This window comes from Paraburkholderia sp. RL17-383-BIF-A (genome assembly GCF_046028015.1).
Classification (GTDB): domain Bacteria; phylum Pseudomonadota; class Gammaproteobacteria; order Burkholderiales; family Burkholderiaceae; genus Paraburkholderia.
Map to the genome: position 1 here is coordinate 120,821 of NZ_JARESR010000012.1, position 18,097 is coordinate 138,917.

General features: G+C 61.9%; 16 protein-coding genes. 2 read left to right on the forward strand and 14 right to left on the reverse strand.

Going from position 1 to position 18,097, the window contains the following annotated elements; translation table 11 throughout:
• Positions 1–340 precede the first annotated feature (340 nt).
• Entirely contained in the window at positions 341–1,198 is an 858-nt protein-coding gene (locus P0D71_RS16455) for a PA4780 family RIO1-like protein kinase (RefSeq protein WP_408182050.1), read from the forward strand.
• 95 nt (positions 1,199–1,293) lie between these two features.
• Here the strand turns inward: P0D71_RS16455 and P0D71_RS16460 are convergent, their stop codons facing one another.
• The 12 genes from P0D71_RS16460 to rpoD all read right to left on the reverse strand — a co-directional run bounded on the left by P0D71_RS16460 (position 1,294) and on the right by rpoD (position 15,432).
• The gene (locus P0D71_RS16460; RefSeq protein ID WP_408481017.1) at positions 1,294–2,349 is read right to left on the reverse strand and encodes a LacI family DNA-binding transcriptional regulator; all 1,056 of its coding nucleotides are present in this window, start codon (positions 2,347–2,349) and stop codon (positions 1,294–1,296) included.
• A gap of 50 nt (positions 2,350–2,399) precedes the next feature.
• Positions 2,400–3,587 carry an ABC transporter ATP-binding protein gene (locus tag P0D71_RS16465; RefSeq protein ID WP_408481019.1) on the reverse strand — a complete coding sequence of 396 codons (1,188 nt, stop codon included), beginning with the start codon at positions 3,585–3,587 and terminating at the stop codon, positions 2,400–2,402.
• A 4-nt stretch (positions 3,588–3,591) separates the two neighbouring features.
• The gene (locus P0D71_RS16470; protein WP_408481021.1) at positions 3,592–4,512 is read right to left on the reverse strand and encodes a carbohydrate ABC transporter permease; all 921 of its coding nucleotides are present in this window, start codon (positions 4,510–4,512) and stop codon (positions 3,592–3,594) included.
• Positions 4,512–5,453, reverse strand: coding sequence for a carbohydrate ABC transporter permease (locus tag P0D71_RS16475; RefSeq protein ID WP_408481023.1), 942 nt, complete (start codon positions 5,451–5,453; stop codon positions 4,512–4,514). The genes P0D71_RS16470 and P0D71_RS16475 overlap by 1 nt, the downstream gene beginning before the upstream one ends.
• Positions 5,454–5,462: 9 nt before the next feature.
• Positions 5,463–6,701 (reverse strand): ABC transporter substrate-binding protein, encoded by a 1,239-nt coding sequence (locus P0D71_RS16480; protein WP_408481025.1) that lies wholly within the window; start codon positions 6,699–6,701, stop codon positions 5,463–5,465.
• 52 nt (positions 6,702–6,753) lie between these two features.
• On the reverse strand, positions 6,754–8,166 hold the full coding sequence (locus P0D71_RS16485; RefSeq protein ID WP_408481027.1) for a GH1 family beta-glucosidase: 1,413 nt from the start codon (positions 8,164–8,166) through the stop codon (positions 6,754–6,756).
• Between the two features lie 278 nt (positions 8,167–8,444).
• Positions 8,445–9,659 carry a DUF2252 domain-containing protein gene (locus tag P0D71_RS16490; RefSeq protein WP_408182068.1) on the reverse strand — a complete coding sequence of 405 codons (1,215 nt, stop codon included), beginning with the start codon at positions 9,657–9,659 and terminating at the stop codon, positions 8,445–8,447.
• A gap of 43 nt (positions 9,660–9,702) precedes the next feature.
• Positions 9,703–10,470, reverse strand: coding sequence for a bestrophin-like domain (locus P0D71_RS16495; protein ID WP_408182070.1), 768 nt, complete (start codon positions 10,468–10,470; stop codon positions 9,703–9,705).
• A 188-nt stretch (positions 10,471–10,658) separates the two neighbouring features.
• Positions 10,659–11,624: a transcriptional regulator FtrA gene (ftrA, locus tag P0D71_RS16500; RefSeq protein WP_408481029.1), complete on the reverse strand. Its 966-nt coding sequence runs from the start codon at positions 11,622–11,624 to the stop codon at positions 10,659–10,661.
• Between the two features lie 218 nt (positions 11,625–11,842).
• Positions 11,843–12,880 (reverse strand): isocitrate/isopropylmalate dehydrogenase family protein, encoded by a 1,038-nt coding sequence (locus tag P0D71_RS16505; RefSeq protein WP_408481031.1) that lies wholly within the window; start codon positions 12,878–12,880, stop codon positions 11,843–11,845.
• Between the two features lie 139 nt (positions 12,881–13,019).
• Positions 13,020–13,475 (reverse strand): 3-hydroxyacyl-ACP dehydratase FabZ, encoded by a 456-nt coding sequence (gene fabZ / locus P0D71_RS16510; RefSeq protein WP_091802585.1) that lies wholly within the window; start codon positions 13,473–13,475, stop codon positions 13,020–13,022.
• A gap of 79 nt (positions 13,476–13,554) precedes the next feature.
• Positions 13,555–15,432 (reverse strand): RNA polymerase sigma factor RpoD, encoded by a 1,878-nt coding sequence (rpoD, locus tag P0D71_RS16515; protein WP_408481033.1) that lies wholly within the window; start codon positions 15,430–15,432, stop codon positions 13,555–13,557.
• A 550-nt stretch (positions 15,433–15,982) separates the two neighbouring features.
• Between rpoD and P0D71_RS16520 the strand changes: the two genes are divergently transcribed.
• Complete coding sequence (locus tag P0D71_RS16520) at positions 15,983–16,807, forward strand: fused MFS/spermidine synthase (RefSeq protein ID WP_408481035.1); 825 nt, start codon at positions 15,983–15,985, stop codon at positions 16,805–16,807.
• Positions 16,808–16,891: 84 nt separating this feature from the next.
• On the opposite strand, the gene P0D71_RS16525 is transcribed toward P0D71_RS16520, so the two are convergent.
• Together P0D71_RS16525 and P0D71_RS16530 are read right to left on the reverse strand one after the other, a co-directional pair.
• Positions 16,892–17,089 carry a ribbon-helix-helix protein gene (locus P0D71_RS16525; RefSeq protein ID WP_091802594.1) on the reverse strand — a complete coding sequence of 66 codons (198 nt, stop codon included), beginning with the start codon at positions 17,087–17,089 and terminating at the stop codon, positions 16,892–16,894.
• A gap of 174 nt (positions 17,090–17,263) precedes the next feature.
• On the reverse strand, positions 17,264–18,037 hold the full coding sequence (locus P0D71_RS16530; RefSeq protein WP_408481037.1) for a spermine/spermidine synthase domain-containing protein: 774 nt from the start codon (positions 18,035–18,037) through the stop codon (positions 17,264–17,266).
• Positions 18,038–18,097 lie beyond the last annotated feature (60 nt).

The window sequence follows — 18,097 nt, forward strand, 5'->3', positions numbered from 1 at the left end:
AATATCGGCAGAAAATGCGGCATAAAGCGCGGGAAACCGTATGTTGCACGAGACGTTTCGATACGCAAACGCTTGCGCATTTCTCCCCGTTCGACACTGTCAGATCCGCTTTTCCGTGGCGACACCTCGCAATTAGACGGACGCTTCTACAAGCTATTACGGCGAACACGCGTTGGAGACTTTCGGGAGTCATGCGATCGGATTCGCGCCCAGGTCGGGACCGCGCCCATGCTTTTTGCGGTCTCCCCGTATAATCCGGCATGAACCGAATCCCGCACCACCCGCCCTCGCAACCGGCCGCTGCTCGCCGCCGCGCTGCCCGCCACCCTTCGGCGGTCGCATGAAAACTCCGAAACGTCTGCTCCCGCTGGTCGAAGAAGGCCTGATCGACGAAGTCATCTCCCAGCTGATGAGCGGTAAGGAAGCCACCGTCTACGTGGTGCGCAGCGGCGACGCCACGCGCTGCGCTAAGGTGTACAAGGACGCCAAACAGCGCAGTTTCCGCCAGGCCGCCTCCTATCGCGAAGGCCGCAAAGTCAAGAACAGCCGCCAGCAGCGCGCCATGGAAAAAGGCAGCCGCTATGGCCGCGAAGTGCAGGAACAGGCCTGGCAGAACGCCGAGGTCGACGCCCTGTTCCAACTCGCCAATGCGGGCGTACGTGTGCCGCAGCCTTTTATCTGCACCGACGGCGTGCTGCTGATGGAGCTGGTGACCGACGCTGACGGCAATGTTGCACCGCGTCTGAACGACGTCGAGATGAGCGAGGAACGCGCGCTCGAATTGCACGCGCTGCTGTTGAACCAGGTGGTGCGCATGCTGTGCGCCGGCATGATTCACGGCGACCTGTCCGAGTACAACATTCTGCTTGCCGCCGACGGCCCGGTCATCATCGACCTGCCGCAAGCGGTGGACGCCGCCGGTAATCTGGAAGCGCCCGCCATGCTCGAGCGCGACGTCAACAACCTCGCCACGTATTTCGGCCGCTTCGCGCCGGGGCTGCTCGAGACGCACTACGGCAAGGAAATCTGGGCGCTCTACGAAGCGGGCGCGTTGCATGTCGACGCCGCATTGACCGGCCGCGTCGAAGCGGACACCACGCCGATCGATCTCGAAGCCGTGCTCCAGGAACTCGAAGATACGCGGCTCGACGAAGAAGCGCGCCTGCGCTACGAACAGTCGCTGCGCAGCGGCACCTGAGTGTGTGCCGCCAACGGCAGCGGCATGGAGCGGCACGTAGCGGCAGTAGCGCTTAGCAGCATCGGCGCGCAGCAGTTCGCCGCTGCCGTACCCGGCTACCGCGTACGGCCCAAATGTGCAGCGTCGATGGCACCGGCCGCCACACCCGGCGCCAGCCCCACCGATTCGCGCATCGTCACCGTCACTGGAAACTCGCGGAAAATCTCCCACGTGGTCCGGTAGCACTGGTTGACCAACCAGCGCACGGCGTTCTGCGTCAACTCGGCCGTTGGAATATGCACCGAGGTCAGCCCGGGCGCAGCGTAAGCAGCCGAGTAATCGTCGTCGTAGCCGATCACCGAGACCTCGTCGGGAACGGCAATACCCGCCTGGTGAAAACGCGCCAACGCGCTCACGGCCATCGTATCGTTCGCGCAGAACACGCCCGTGAAGCGACGTTTCGCGTCGAGCAATTTTTGCGCGGCAGCGTAGCCGCCTTCCGGTGAGAAATCCGATTCGATCAGCGTGACGTCGTCGCGCGCAATGCCCTCGCGCGCCAGCTCGGCAAAGAAGCCTTCCAGACGGGTCAGGTTGTCGGACGCGGTAAAAGGCCCCGAAATCACCGCGATGTCACGGTGCCCATGATCGAGCAGCGTGCGCGCCGCCAGCTCGCCGCCACGGTGGTGGTCGGCGCAAAACGACGCCTCCGGCAACTGGTCGAACGCGCGGTTCAGGAACACCATTTTCGGATGCATGCGGTGCAGCATGACCAGATCCTCGTCGTGCAGATCGTGACTGATCACCACCACGCCGTCGCAATCCCGGCCGATCAGAAAACGCACCGCCTCGATGGCCTGTTCACGCGGCGACACTTCTCCGCAGCCGGTCGCCACCACCACGTGACGGCGTACCGCGCGCAGTTCGGTATCGGTCTGCTTGAGGATCGTGCCGTAGTAGGAGCCGAAGAAAGTCGGCACGAAAAGGCCGACCATGCCGAGCGACTGCGTAGCCATGGCGCGGCCGATGGAGGACGGCCGAAAGTTCAGCTGCTCGATGGCCGCTTTCACGCGAGCGGCGGCATCTGCCGAAATCGGCCCTTTACCGGAAATGGCGCGCGAGGCAGTCGACATGCCCACGCCGGCCAGTGCCGCGACATCTTTGAGTGTTGCCACGCGGTTCTCCGTCAAGCATGTTGTATTTGGAGCGACGCCGCGTGCCGGCGCTACAAACGCGCGCCGCCCGCTTTGTCGAACAGAGAGACATGTGTGCCGCCGAACGAGAACGCCACGGTGTCCCCCACCGCCACTGGCGTCTTCGTCTGGTCGATCGACGCGACCTGAACTCCATGATAGTCGAGCCAGATGACGCGGTGGTTGCCCATCGGCTCCACCAGCGAAGCTTTTGCGCGTTCGCTCGCGCCCTCGCCCACTCTCACGTCTTCGGCCCGCACGCCAAGCACGCACGGCAATGCATTCGCCGGCGTGGACTTGAACGGGTACGCAGAGACGTCGAGCCGCCCATGCTCAGAAGAGAAGTGGACGCTGCCGTCGCGTGTTTCGAGCGTGCCCTTGAGCAGGTTCATCGCGGGCGTGCCGAGAAACGTGGCGACGAACAGGTTGTCGGGGCGCGCGTAGACTTCGGCGGGCGTGCCGAACTGCTGGATCACGCCGCCGCGCATCACCGCCATGCGGGTCGCGAGCGTCATCGCCTCGACCTGATCGTGCGTGACGTAGATCATCGTCGCGCCCAGACGCTGATGCAGTTGCTTGAGTTCGCGGCGCAGTTCGGTGCGCAATTTCGCGTCGAGGTTCGAGAGCGGTTCGTCGAACAGGAATACGTCGGCTTCGCGCACGATCGCCCGGCCAATCGCCACCCGCTGCCGTTGGCCACCTGAAAGCTGCGCCGGTTTGCGCTTGAGCAGCGGCCCGAGTTGCAACATCTCGGAGGCCCGCGCCACGCGCCGCGCAATCTCCGCCTTCGGCGTGCCGTTGATGCGCAAGGCAAACGACAGATTGCGCTCCACGCTCATGGTCGGATAGAGCGCGTACGACTGGAACACCAGTGCGATGCGCCGGTCTTTCGGGTCGGCCCAGGTCATGTCTTCGCCGGCAATCTCGATGCTGCCGTCGCTCACGTCGATCAATCCGGCGATGCTGTGCAGCAAGGTGGATTTGCCGCAGCCCGACGGCCCGAGCAGTACGACGAATTCGCCGGCCCGCACGTCGAGATCGAGGTTCTCGATCACCGTGTTCGCGCCCAGCCGGATGGTCAGATTGCGCACGGCCACGTTGGCCTGTGTCGTGAGACCCGCCGCGTCCGCCGCCTCGGGACGGGTCGCCACGCCCGCCGCGTCGGCCGCGCTTGCGACCGGATTGACCAGCGCGTTTGCCGCATTAGCCACGTTTGTCATTGCCCTATCCCTTGACGGCGCCGGAGGCGATCCCGCGCACGAACCAGCGGCCCGAAACGAAGTACACCGCGAGCGGCACCGTGGAGGTCAGAATGGTCGCCGCCATATTGACGTTATAGAGGCGCTCGCCGGTGGTCGTATTGATGATGTTGTTCAGTTGCACCGTCATCGGCAGATTCCTGGTGCCGGCGAACACGAGACCGAGAATGAAGTCGTTCCAGATGCCCGTGACCTGCATGATGACCGCCACCACGATGATCGGCACGGACATGGGCAGCATCAGTTGCACGAAGATACGCCAGAAACCGCCGCCGTCGATGCGCGCCGCCTTGAACAGTTCCTGTGGAATCGACACGTAGTAGTTACGGAAAAGCAAGGTCATCACCGGCATGCCGAAGATGGTGTGAATCACCACGATGCCCGGCAGTGAACTGAACAGATGCACGCTCGCCAGCACCCGCACGAGCGGATAGACCATCACCTGCACGGGGATGAAAGCGCCCATCAGCAGCACGCCGAACAGCAGGCCCGCGCCGCGCGGACGCCAGAACGACAGTGCATAGCCGTTCACCGCGCCGATCGCGATCGACAGAATCGTGCTCGGCACGACAATGCGCACCGAGTTCCAGAAACCGACCTGAATGCCGTTGCAATCGAGACCGGTACACGCGGACTGCCACGCGGCGCCCCACGCGCTGAGCGTGAAATGTGCGGGGAACGCCAGCAGATTGCCCAGACGAATCTCGCTCATCGGTTTGAGCGAGGTGACGAGCATTACATACAGCGGCAGCAAGAAGAATAGCGCCGCCGTCAGTAAAAATGCGTAGACGCCCAGACGCGCGGGGGTGAATATCGCACGGCGGCGGCGGCGCTGCGGAGCGCGGCGCGGCGTACCGTCTTTGAGCGGTGGACTGAGCGTGTTCATCACCTCTCCTCGTGCCTGGCGGCGCGGCTGCGGGCATAGAAGAAAGGCGCGAGGATCGCCAGCACCGTCGCCAGCAAAACGATCGACGCCGCCGAAGCAAGCCCGATATTGGCGCGGCCGAATAGATAGTCCATGATGAACTTCGCCGGCACTTCGCTCGCCGTGCCGGGGCCGCCTTGCGTCATCGCGACCACCGCGTCGTAGAGCTTCACCACCATCACGAACAGCAGCACGAAAGCGGTGGAGAACGACGGTCCGAGCATCGGCACGACAATGCTCGCATACACCCGCCAGCGCGGAATGCCGTCGATGCGCGCGGCCTTCCACAATTCGTCGTCGATGCCGCGCAGGCCCGCGAGCAACAACGCCATCACGAGGCCCGAGGCCTGCCACACCGTCGCGATCACGATGGTGTAGATCACCCGGTCCTGATCGACGATCCAGTCGAAGCGCGCGTGCGCGAAACCGAGCTTGTGCAGCACGGCCTGCGCGCCGAGTTGCGGGTTCAGGATCCATTGCCAGACGAGCCCCGTCGCCACGAACGACATTGCATACGGATAGAGAAACACCGTGCGCAACGCGCCTTCAGCGACCACGCGCTGATCGATAAAAATCGCCAGCAGCAAGCCGATCACCATGCACGCCAGGATAAAGCACGCGCCGTAGATCACGATGTTTTGCAGCGACAGCAGCCAGCGGTCGTTATTGAACAGCCGCGCGTATTGGGTGAAGCCCGCGAAGTCGCCGGAAGGAAACGTGCGCGAATTGCTGAGCGACACGCGCGCGGTCCACACCATCGTGCCGAGATATGCGAACACGACGGTCAGAACCATTGGCAGCAACGCGAGCCACACCGCGAACGGAAAACGCTTTTTGAGCGGCTTCTTCAGCCGCGCTTTTTGCGCCTTCGACCCGGCTGCCGGCAACTTGAGCGCGTGCATGCCGCGCACCTAGCTCTTCAGCGCACTGGCAAATGCCTTCTGCGCGTCGTCAACCGACTGGTTCTTGTTCCAGAAGTTGGTGACGACGTCGATCAACGCGCCCTGCGTGTCAGGCGAGAGCAGCATTTCCGGATTCGGCAACTGACGCGACTTGTCCTTCATGATCGCAATGCCCTCCTTCGCGCAGATGTCGAGACTGCTGGCGTCCACGTCGGGACGAATCGGAATCGAGCCTTTTTTCGCGCTGAATGCGACTTGCGCGGACGGCGAGGTCATCACCGTGGCAAGCAGATTTTGCGCCTTGATCGCAGTGGGATTGTCCGTTTTCGGGAACACGAACACGTCGCCCGCGACCAGATACGGCGAGTGCAGCCCGAAACCGGGGAAGCAGCCGAAGTCTTTACCCGCGCTCTGATTCGCCGCCGAGAATTCGCCCTTGGCCCAGTCGCCCATGATCTGCACGCCCGCTTTGCCGGAGATCACCAGCGCGGTGGCGTCGTTCCAGTTGCGGCCGGGCGAACCGGCATCGACGAAATCGTGCAGACGCTTGAACGACGCCAGCACCTTCTTGAAGGCATCCGACTTCACGGCATTCATGTCGCGGTCGCGGTACACCTTCAGATACAGATCGGCCCCGCCCACGTCAGCCAACACTGCGTCGAAGGTGATTTTCTCCTGCCAGGGCTGGCCGCCGAGCGCAAGCGGAATCACGCCCGCGGCTTTCAGCTTGCCGAGATCGGCGAGGAACTCGTCGTAGCTCTTCGGCTCGGCGGTAATGCCCGCTTTCTGGAACACCGGCTTCGAATAGAAGAACCAGGCGGGCATGTGGATATCGACAGGCGCGGCGTAATAGTGGCCCTTCACCTTGATGCTGTCGAGGATCGACTGCGGAAATACGCCGTTCCAGTTCTCTTTCGCGGCGACGTCGTCGACATTGTTCAGCAGGCCCTGATCGATCAGGTCGTGAAACTGCCTGGACGTATTGAACTGCGCGGCGGTGGGTGGATCGCCGCCGACGATCCGGTTGATCGCCGTGGAGCGCGCCTGATCCGCACCCGCCACTGCGTTGTCGACCCATTGGCCCCCGGCCTTGTTATACGCGTCGGCAAACTGGCGAATCGCGGCTGACTCGCCGCCGGAGGTCCACCAGTGAATCACGTTGGCCTTCAAAGGCTCCGCATGCGCGACGACGCCATATAACGTCAGTGCCGCAACCACGCCTCGCAAGACCCATTTTCTGCTGTTCATTCCGTCTCCTTTGTCGGTGTTTCAGGTCGACATGCAAACCAGCACCCGCCCGCTATTCGCTGCGTGCTTTGCGCTCCTTCAGGAATTTCGACACCAGTTCGGCACTGCGTTTGATCGTGCGTTGCTGGGTAGCGTAATCGACATGCACGACACCAAAGCGACGCTCGTACCCGAACGCCCACTCGAAGTTGTCCATCAGCGACCAGAGAAAATAACCGCGAATCTCCACGCCGGCCTTGATGGCCTGATCGACCGCGGCGAGATGGCGCTTGAGGAACGAGATGCGCTGGGTATCCTCCACGTGGCCGTCGATCACCTTGTCGTCCGAAGCCATGCCGTTTTCGGTGATGTAGATCGGCGGCAGGTTCGCATACGTGGCCTTGAAACCGGTCAGCAGATCGCGCAAGCCGTCCGGAAACACTTCCCAGCCCATCTGCGTGCGCTCCACGCCTTCGAGCGGCACTTCCCTGAAACCGTGCGCGCCGTCGCTCGCGACATTGGTGCGGAAATAATAGTTGATGCCGAGGAAGTCCAGCGGCGCGGCGATGGTCTGCATATCGCCGTCGAGCACCAGCGGCTCGGTGCCCGGCCACAGTTCGAACAGATCCTGCGGGTAGCGACCCTCCAATAGCGGATCGAGAATCCACGCGTTGTGCTGCACCTCGAACAGATGCGCCGCGCGCTGATCGGCCGCGCTCCCGCTGTTGGCCGTGCCGCGTCCGACATTGGCGACGATGCCCTTTTGCGAAGCCGGATCGTTGGCGCGCAAGACCGGCACCGCGAGACCGTGCGCGAGCAGCAGATGATGCATGGCCTGCGTGGCATAGCGTCCGTCTGAGAGCCCCGGCGCGTGGTGGCCGTTGCCGTAGCCGAGGTACGCCGAGCACCAGGGCTCGTTCAGCGTCATCCAGCCGTCCACGCTGCCAGTTAGCTCGCGGCTCATCAGGTCGGCGTAGTCGGCGAAACGGTACGCGGTATCGCGATTGAGCCAGCCGCCGCGATCTTCCAGATGCTGCGGCAAGTCCCAGTGATACAGCGTGACGAAGGTCGTGACGCCCTTCTCCTTCAACCGCCCGAGGAGCCGTTTGTAGAATTCGATGCCTTTGCGGTTTGGCGCGCCGGCCGCGTCCATCACGCGCGGCCAGGCGATGGAGAGCCGGTAGCCTTCGAGGCCGAGCCCGGCCAGCATGTCCACGTCCGCTTCCCAGCGATGATAGTGATCGCAGGCCACGGCGCCGGTGTCGCCGGCGAGAACCTTACCGGGCGTCGCCGAGAAGGTGTCCCAGATGGAAGGCAGGCGGCCGTCTTCGTTCACCGCGCCTTCGATCTGATAGGAAGCCGTGGCCGCGCCCAGCAGAAAATTCTTGCGCCATAGCGACGAGTCCGCTGGCGGGGTGAAAGGATCGGCTGGCGATTGGGAATGGGGGGAGAGAGCGTCGGATACAGCAGAAGCGTCGTTTGCCACGGGGTCTCCATACATAGCAATTACCGCGCTGAGGCCATGAAACGGCGGCACAGCGAACGTCCACGCTCATCCACTCAGAAGCCCAAAGTGGAAGCGCTTCCACACGACCAGCGAACGATATCAGCGGCCGATTCAACGCAGCAATCAGGGTTTGTCTGGAGCGGTTCTGGCACGCGCGACGGCATGATGCGCCGCGCATTGAGAGACGCTTGCAAGCGGCGCACCGACCACGCCGGAAGCGCACAAGGCGCGATATAACGCGCCCAACGTAACGAAGCTCAGTGCCCGGCAGTCAGGTTGAACGCGCCACTATCGTAAGCATCGCAATACGCTTTCCAATCCGCAGCCACCTGCGCTTCGCACTGCATCGCCACGTTCACCAACGGCACCTGCCAATCCTGCCGGTTACCGAACGCAATCAACTCGTCGGCGATCGACGACTTTTGCCGCCCACCGCTGCGCAGATGTGCCCACGCGCTCAATTGGGCCATGTTCTTCACCACCTCTTCGAGACGCGGCAGCTTGCCGTCCCAATCGCTCAACGCCACGCGGTCTTCCGAAGGCTGAAGACTACGCAACACATAGGATCGCTGATTGAATTCAACCGCGTGCAGGAATGCCTGCGAGACCGCCTGATTGCGCCGTTGAATTTCCACCACCCGCTGCGCTTCCGTCTGCCAGGCCGGTTGCGGCGTATTGATGTGTGGCGTGACCGAAGAAGGCAGTGCCTCTTTCAGATCAATCAGATAATTGCCGTCCGGCGAGCCTTTTCCTTCGACGAGGATTACGTAACGATCCACACCGAGACTCCCCGTGCCGGCAATGCGCCGCGCGACGTCGAGAATGCGGAAGAAGTCGGGATTGGGCTCGGTCGCGGCGAACTTTTGCATGAACTGCGTGACCGCGGCCCGCTGGGTATCGCTCACCGCCAGCGCTTTCTTGCCGTCCACTTTCAGCGCGCGGGTTTTGCCTTTGAGCGTGGTGCGCCGGTCCAGATGCGCAACCCGCGTACGGCTGGCGAGCGCGACGAACAGATCGCGCACCATCCCCGTCGCGGTTTCCTCTTCGATCCAGCGCGATTTGCCGTCCGCGAGCGCCGCGCCGTACGCTTCCACGGCGGTGTGGCACAGCGCCAGCGCCTGCGCGCGGCTCAGTTTCAGATCGCTCGCGCCGACCAGCACGCTCGTCAGCAACCGCACCAGCTCGTAGAGATTCGGCGCGAGACACGCTTCATCGAAATCGTTGTTGTCGAAGTAGATCAGACGATTGTCGGCCTTGTAGCTGCCGAAATTTTCCAGATGCATGTCGCCGCAGATCCAGACCGGCGGTGCGTCGTCGAGCGCCTTGTCGCGCGGCAGGCGTTCGTAAAAGAGGTGGCACGTGCCGCGCAAAAACACGAACGGTGAAGTGCGCATCGCCTTGTATTTCATCGCAAGCCGCTCGGGATCACGACCTGTGTTAAAGCTGGCGATGGTCTTTGCGATATCGAGCATGAGTTTCCTTTGAATGAGCGACTCAGCGCCGCCCGGCTGTCGTTCAATGCGGGCGCATGGAATCCGCAAGCGCATGCAGATTGAGTGGCTTCACGCGTATCATGCCGCCGCGCGGACTGTCGATATCCGCGATCAACGTGAACGATAGCGACACCAACAGTGGCACGATCAGCAGCAATCCCGCCCCCGCTTTCAATCCGCGCGCGCCGTAGCCGACCAGCAGATTGGCCCCCATCGCTATTAGCATCATGAGCACCCACGCTGCGGCAGGAATGCGATTCCACCACGCGGCCTGGGTATAACCTTGCGCATTGAGCACATCGTTCATTCCCGAAACAGCCAGTGCGACGATCGGCGTGGGCTGCGCGGTGGCCGCCTGTTTCACAGTAGACCACATGGCGTCCTGCAGACGCTCGGTTTCCGCGTTGACCTTCGCCAACTCCTGCTCGTCGCGCGTGGTGTAGAACAGCACGCGCTCCTCGATATAGGCTTTCAGCAGGCCGCGCACCATGGCCGCATCGGCGGCGGGCAGCAGTTCGGCGCGAATGTATTCGGTGCCGATAGCGTTCGCCTCCTCTTCCTCATAGTTCTTGCGCTGGTCGTAGCGTCCCACCGCCATCGAAAACGTGAAACCGATGATCAGCGCAAGCAGTGTCAGCGTAGCGGCCTGAATCACGCTGAAGTCCTCGCGGGCTTCGTCCTCGATTTTTCTGAAGCGCCGCAGGAGTGTGGCGCCGAGACGCGCCGACAGCCACATCAGCACAAAGGATACGATGAATAGGCGTTCCGGGTGACGAAGGATATCTTGCATGGCGAGCGGTTGTCTCAGAGCGGGTGGGCAGGAAACGCTTTCTGATACGGAATCGACGTGTATGACCGCTGCATGATAAGCGCCGCGGCACATGCGCGGATAGGGCCGCGATGCTCGTTGGCAGGTACGGCCGGAAGATCGCCGAGCACGCTAACCCAACAAGCCGGCCCAATGCAGTGCTAAACCGCTTAAGCCGTTTCCCGCGCGCCGAACTTCTTGCGATACGCAGCCGGGCTCGTCAACGCGATGCGCCGGAAATGCCGCCGCAACGATTCCTCGGAACCGAAGCCCGCGAGTTCCGCGATGCGCGCCATCGGCAGCAGCGCCTGTGCTTCGAGCAGTTCCCGCGCGATCGCCACGCGCTCGCGCACGAGCCACTCATAAGGCGCCATGCCGGTGGCGTCGTGAAACTGACGCTGCAATGTGCGCGGACTCATTGCCGCGCGTTCAGCCAGCGAGCGCAACGTGTGCGGCAAGGCGGGATGGCTGCGCACCCAGTCCATCAGCTTCGACAGGCGTCCGCTTTCGTCCTGCGGCATGGGGCGCGGCACGAATTGCGCCTGACCACCCTCGCGATGCGGCGGCACCACCAGCCGCTGGGCAACCCGGTTCGCCACCGCGCTGCCGTGATCGCGCCTCACCAGATGCAGCAGCATATCGAGCCCCGCCGCCGAGCCCGCCGACGTGATGATCTGCCCCTCGTCGACATAGAGGGAGTCCGGCTGCACATGCAATGTCGGGTAGCGCTCCTGCAATTTGCCGGCATAGCGCCAATGGGTCGTGACGGTCTTGCCGTCGAGCACGCCCGCGGCCGCGAGGACGAACACGCCCGAGCAGATCGAACAGAGGCGTGCGCCGCGCGCGTAGGCGGCGCGAATTTTCTTCAGGAGCGGTTCGGGCGGCACTTCGTCGGCATCGCGCCAGCCGGGAATCACGATGGTGTCGGCGCGCTCAAGCAGCTTGAGCGTGTAGGGCGCGGCCAGGGTGATCCCGCCTGCCGCGCGAATCGGGCCCGGCTCGCTCGCGCAGACCGCGAAGCGATACCAGTCCACGCCGAGTTCGGGACGTTCGAGCGCGAACAGCTCGGTTACGCAGCCGAATTCGAACGTGCAGAGCCGGTCGTAAGCGAGGGCGACGACGAGATGATTGTGCATGGCGCGATGTTACCGGAGATTGACGATCACGCTACCCCATCCGCACGGCGCGCAACGTCTGAAGACGTATGTCCCGGCGCCCGGACAAAATGAACGCCATGATCGAGCCGTCCTTCGCCGCTGATGAATTCGATCTTCGATTTCGACAACGAACCATTGAAATCGAAGTACGTCGATCCAACGCGTCGTATCCGGTGCAAATCAACCGGCTCGGTGAACTAGGCGTTCTCGATCCGACGAACCACGGCACCAGCGAACTCGCTCGTCGACGCAGTCCCTTTCAGGTCACGCGTGCGGATATGGTCAGTGTTCAGGGTTTCAGTGATTGCAGCTCGCAATCGCTGGGCGAGATCACCTCTGCCGACATGGTCAAGCATCAAGCCAGACGCAAGGAGCAAGGATATGGGATTGGCCACGCCCTTGCCGGCAATGTCCGGCGCCGATCCGTGCACGGCTTCAAATATCGCAGTGTCATTGCCGTAGTTCGCGCCTGGAGCCATGCCGAGTCCGCCAACAAGACCCGCTAACTGGTCCGAGAGAATATCCCCGAACAGATTGGTACACAGCAGCATATCGAATTGCCACGGGTTCATCACCAGTTGCATGGCACACGCGTCGACGATCATGTCATTCATTTCCACACGGCCTGCGTACTCCCGCGCGACGTCTCTCGCGGCTTCCAGGAACAATCCCGTCAGTGCCTTCAGGATGTTGGCCTTGTGGACAACGGTGATCTTTTTCCGTCCGTGTTTCAAAGCATATTCAAACGCGAATCGGGTGATTCGCGTGCAGGCATCGCGTGTGTTGACTCCTGTCGCGACCGCAACCGCTTTCGGGTCATTGCCGACAGGAACATAGTACTCATGCGCAACATAGAACCCACCCAGGTTCTCGCGTACGAGCACGAGGTCGATGTTGTCGTAGCGACCGGGCACGATGGTACGCACGGGCCTAACATTGGCAAAAAGCTGAAACTCTTCCCGAAGCCGAACGTTGGAAGAACGGAACCCCTCACCGACCGGAGTCGTCAGTGGACCTTTGAGGGCAAGCCTGGTTCTGCGAACACTATCGAGTGTCGCGACTGGTAGCGGGTCGCCACTGTGGGTGACCCCGGCGACCCCGGCATGCTGCACGTCCCAAACAAATGGGGACCCTAAAGCGTCAAGAATGTGGGTCGTGGCGTCAACCACTTCCGGCCCGATTCCGTCGCCGGGGATCAGCGTTGCGGGAATTTGTTGGCTCGTCGTACTTTCCATGACTTTTCTTCCTGATCTGGATGGCGGCGGGCCGCCGGGAATGGCGATGATGGTGGCCACAACCAATGCGACAGCGTGAGTCGCGGGCATGGACCATTATCAGTATTTCACTAATGTAATACGCATGTGTCAGGCAACGTCAATCCGCATGCCTGACGGTGCACATAAGAGTGGCTTGCGCTGCCACTGCATCCTCCACTTCAGCGCGTGCCGTAAACTTCCAGATGCCGCGCATATGGCGCTGGAACGAGACCGTCAGGAGAAGTTGGTCACCCGGCTCGACCACCCGCTTGAAGCGCGCCTCGTCGATACCCACGAAAAGATACTGCGAGCTGGCCGGATCGTGCGGCTCTTCCGAGAACGTCAGCAGCGCCGCGGCCTGCGCGAGCGCTTCGAGGATCAGCACACCCGGCATCACAGGACGGCTCGGGAAATGCCCCATGAAGTACGGCTCGTTGATCGATACGTTCTTCAGCGCCTTGATGCGTTTATGCGGCTCGAGTTCGAGCACCCGATCTACGAGCAGAATCGGATAGCGATGCGGCAGCAGCGTGAGAATCTTGTGGATGTCGAGATTGGTTTTTTCGGTGCTCATGGTATTTCTGCTCACGCATTGGCCGTGCGGCGATGGGTCTGACTGCCGGCGCACGGGTTCGTCATTCTGCCGGTGCCGTCTAGCCTTCATCCAGAAAAGACTTCAGGCGCTCGGATCGGGCCGGATGCCGCAGCTTGCGCAGCGCCTTTGCTTCAATCTGACGAATCCGCTCGCGCGTCAACTCAAACTGTTCTCCGAGTTCCTCCAATGTGTGATCCCTGCCGCTCTCAATACCGAAGCGCAGGCGCAAAATCTTCGCTTCGCGCGGCGTCAGCGTCATGAGCGCCTCGCCGATGGCGTCCCGCATGCTGGCGTGGAGCGCCGCGTCGTCGGGCAGAATGGCGGCGGAGTCTTCGATCAGGTCGCCTATCGACGTGTCGTCGTTTTCCCCGACGGACGCGTCGAGAGAAACCGGCTCCTTGACGATTCGCAGCATTGCCCGAACCTTCTGCTCCTGCATTTCCATCAACGGCGCAAGTACAGCGGCGTCGGGTTCACTTCCCGTCTCCTGCAGGATCTTGCGCGAAATCCGCTTGAGCTTGTTGAGCGACTCGATCATGTGGACGGGAACCCGGATGGTGCGCGCCTGATCCGCGATCGACCGGCTGACGGCCTGCCGGATCCACCAGGTCGCATACGTGGAGAACTTATATCCGCGGCGGTATTCGAATTTGTCCACGGCGCGCATCAGCCCGATGTTGCCTTCCTGGATCAGATCGAGAAACAGCAGTCCGCGATTTGTGTAGCGCTTGGCAATGGAGATCACCAGCCGCAGATTCGCCTCGATCATTTCGCCTTTCGCGCGCAGCGTTTTTGCCTCGCTTGCGCTCAGCGCGCGACAGACCTCGCGAAATTCGTCGAGCGGCAACACGACCCGCTTCTGCAGGGCAAGCAGTTTTTCCTGCTCCAGCTGGATCGCGGGGAGGTTTCGTTCCAGCACGCTGCTGAACGGTTGCCCTGCCGCAACGAGCTGCCGCGCCCACGCAGGGTTGGTCTCATTACCGAGGAAATGCGCGACAAACGTGTCACGCGGCACGCCGCATCGCTCTACTACGATCCGCGCGATTTCGCGCTCGATGGTTCGGACTTCGTCGGCTGACAGCCGCAGTGCCCCGCACAAGCGGTCGATCGTGCGCGCGGTGAAGCGGATTGTCATCAGCTCGGCCTCGATCGCTGCCTGTGCGGCGCAGTAGCGTGCGGAACCGTAGCCTTGTGTTTCATAGGCATCCCGCAATTGCCCGAACCAGTCAGCCACTTTCGCAAATTTCGCAAGCGCGTCGTGTTTCAGCGTCTCGATGTACTGATCGGCGGGTTCGGTTCCAGCGTCGTCGTCTTCGTCGCCCTGGTCGTCGTCGAACACAGGGGCCGAATCGAGTGAGTCGTCCGGCACTGCGGTCATATCGTCCGTCCCGGGTTCATCCGGATCGACCAGACCGTCGACGAACTCGTCGATGGCCGTTTCGCCGCAGGCGACGCCGTCAGCAATCGTGAGTATCTCCGCTATCGTTGCGGGACACGAAGATATGGCCCGGATCATGCCGTTGCGGCCCTCTTCGATTCGTCGCGCAAGGGCAATCTCGCCCTGACGGGTGAGCAGCTCCGTGGCGCCCATTTCACGCATGTACATGCGCACGGGATCGGTAGTACGGCCGAACTCCGCGTCCACGCTCGAGATAGCCGTGACGGCCTCTTCCTCCATCTGCTCGTCGCTCGCAACCGCGGCCGGATAATCGCTCATGATCATCGACTCCGCGTCCGGCGCCTGCTCGAACACGGCAATGCCCATTTCTCTGAACGCTCTGATCACGTTCTCGATCGCATCCGGTTGCGCGAGGCGCTCGGGCAGACAATCGCTGATTTCCCCACGAATGATGAAGCCACGCTCGGTTCCGAGCTTGATCAGTGCTTTCAGGTCTGCGCGGCCGCTTTCATTTTCTCCGCTGGACTCATCGGGCATCGAGGTGATCGCAGCATGCACAAGTGTGCTCGCTTTCGTGCGACGTGACGCCGCCCGCGTCGGGACCGTTCCGTCCGGGACCCCGGTGCGCGGCGTCACGTCCTGCGCCGGGGCGTTCGCCGGTTGCGTCGTGATTGCAGGCGTCTGACCTGCAACCGTTATGCGGACGCGTTCGTCCTGCATGTCGATATCTTCCGCTGCCACATCCAGTGCCCGCCTTTTCACCGCCCTCTTCGTCACGCCGTCGCTCCTTTGAGTATCACGTTCGGATCAGCACGCAGCCCGTGCCCCGCCGATATTCGGTGGGAATGCAATGTCAAGGGCACGCGCCGCGCGTCCGATCGACTGGCTCCGCTCAGATGCCAAGTCCCTTGCCCACGCCCCGTCACACAGTGGCGGCCGAAATGACTGACGTGATAATATCATTATCATAATTTGCAAATCTGGTTAGCCGTGTGACATGATTGCCGGCCGAGCGGAAGCGGAGCGAAGGCGCTCCCGGTTATCACGAGGCTGAAGAGCCAGACTTACACGCTGCCCAGGCAACTGCATGGATCATTCGCACGCGTCCTTCAACGCCTACATGAAATTTCTTGCCGAGCCGCCAGCGGACGGTACGCCCGTTGTACTGGAAACAGCCAATGCGCTGTCGCTGCACTTCGACTTGCTGGCCACGCAGAGCTTCATGTCCCAGCGCGATCCGCACAAGCTGGTGCTCGGCTATACCCGGACAATGATGGGATTCCTTTTGCTGAAGCCCACGCCCAGCAGAATCTCGATGATCGGGCTGGGCGGAGGGTCGCTGGCCAAGTTCTGTTACCGGCACCTTCCGGACACACGAATAGTGGCCATCGAAATCGACCCCGCAGTGATCGCGCTGCGCGACACATTCCATATTCCGCCGGATGACGAGCGATTCGAGGTGATCTGTGCAGACGGGGCACGATACGTCAAAGGCGACGACGCGCGCCCTGAGGTGATTCTCGTAGATGGCTTTCTGGCACACGGCATGCCCGCGCAGTTGGGTAACGCGGCGTTTTACTCGGCGTGCCACGCGCGACTTACGGACGATGGAGTGCTCGTCGCCAATTTCGTCGAGGACGATCCGCTTATTCCCCATTATCTGGAAGAGGCGCGCTCGGCGTTTGGTGACTCGCTCTCCATTTTTATGGCAGAGGACAGTTGCAACTACACGATGTTTGCATGGAAAGGCGCGTCGAAGCTTCCGTCCCGGGATGCGCTACTCGCACGTGCACGCACCCTTGCAACGAGACATCCGCTGAACCTGCTCGCGACCGCGCGTCGACTGAAGCAAGGCACGAGCCTCGCCATGAATTGGAGATCTGAACAGAATCGGGAGCTGGGCGAGCGCTGACAGCAATTGTGCAGCCGCCACCCGCTTGCAACGAAGCGCAGCGACGCTGAAGGATCGGGGTGGGGACTTGAAAACCGCCTTGATTCAGGCAGTTTTGCGGCGCGGACGCGCACCAATAGCGCTCTTTGTCTTGTAGCTGACGCCGTGCTGCTCAAGGTAATCGCGGATCAATTGCCGAACCACCTGTGAGGGCGTCAGGTCCTGCGCTGAGCACAGTTTCTCGAACGCTTCCTTCTTCACAGGATCGATTAAAATCGTGAGCCGAGCGCTTTTCGTTTCCATGACGGGCAGAGTCCAGATATGTTAATTTGATTATAATACATGGCTGCTCCCGAGTCATCCTGGCGCCGCCCTCGCTGCCGCGTCCTGCCGTCGCCTTCCTTGCGCGAGCGCACACTTGCTCGATCTGTCCGGTCCGTAGAGATGAAACCGTCCGCAGATAGCGGACACCTTCACTCAAGCCGTCCGTCCATATCGGCTCCAGTTAAATTTTTTGCCGTATTCAATGCGCGTGGCCGTGGCGTGGAGATTGACCGCGTGCCGCGCCTGAAGCGCGCGCGCCCGCTCAAGCATTGCTGTAAATGATGGAAGTCCGCCCGCTCCTTTCCACGCAAAAACGGTGACGTTGTGCTCACTACCTTCAGACGGCGCCAGAGCAACCGCGCCGGCAAACACCTCCCAGAGCGCGCGGAGGTAGCGGTGGAAGTCGGGTTCGTCCGTCACCAGATTGGCCACCAGCACGCCATCGTCGCTCAGTCTGCGCCGACAGGCCTCGTAGAACGCGCTACTGCCCAACCTGGCCGGCAGGCCGTCGGCATTGAAGCCATCGACCAACAGCACGTCGGGCCGGTGACCCGGCGCGGCGACGTACTGCGCACCATCTGCGCAGACCACTGTGAAACGCCCATCGTCGCGCGGCACGTGAAAATGGTCACGCAGCGCGATGACATCCGGATTGATTTCGATCGCGGTGATGGCGGTGTCCGGCAAATGGCGATAGCAGTATTTCGCCAGTGAACCGCCTCCCAGACCGATCATTGAAATACGGCATGGAGACGGCCGGAACAGCAGAAAGCCCATCATGGTCCGCGTATAGCCCAGTGCGAGAGCGTAGGGATCGTGCCGCAACATCGTGCTCTGGACGCCGCGCGCGTCGAAGTACAACGACACCACCTGGTCGTTTTCAATCACCAATGGCTTGTTAGGGTTTCTCTTTCCTGTCTTGAGCATGATCGGGGGCGAATCGTGGCGTGGTCGGTTGGCGAGTGCGTGTCGAGTGGGGTGCCCTGC